Origin of the sequence: Halorubrum sp. SP9 (assembly GCF_005435015.1) — an archaeon.
Taxonomy (GTDB): domain Archaea; phylum Halobacteriota; class Halobacteria; order Halobacteriales; family Haloferacaceae; genus Halorubrum; species Halorubrum sodomense.
The window spans coordinates 1-376 of the sequence record NZ_SGXU01000467.1 but is presented as its reverse complement, the minus strand read 5'-3'; the positions used below and the strand labels follow the sequence as shown (position 1 = coordinate 376).

Below are 376 nucleotides of genomic sequence, written 5' to 3'. Positions count from 1 at the left end.
CATCGAGGTGGCCGAGGAGCTCGACGTCGACAACATCACGATGAGCGGGCGGCGACGGAGCCCGACCGGCAAGATGCTGTTCGGGAGCACGACGCAGTCGGTGCTGCTCGCGGCCGACCGACCGGTGACGGTCATCCTCGACGAGTAACCGGCGCCGGTACCGGGATCCCGACCGGTAATCGGATCCGATGTCCCCGCCCTCGACGGGTAACCCATTCCGGCGACGTGTTTGCTGACAACCATTATCATGAATATTCCTCCGGTTTGAACTGAAATAAACAGACACATTGTTAATGATCGACTGGGAGTACTCTGTTGAGTATGTCCGAGAACTCAATCGATCGGCGTAAGTTCCTGTACGGTACAGGCGCGGTAG

Annotated in this window: 1 protein-coding gene; it reads left to right on the top strand. The window is 58.5% G+C overall.

All coding sequences use genetic code 11. From position 1 onward, the window contains the following. On the top strand, nt 1–148 hold a 148-nt coding region (locus EXE45_RS18285), incomplete at its 5' end, for a universal stress protein (protein WP_137695153.1). Between the last annotated feature and the right edge of the window lie 228 nt (nt 149–376).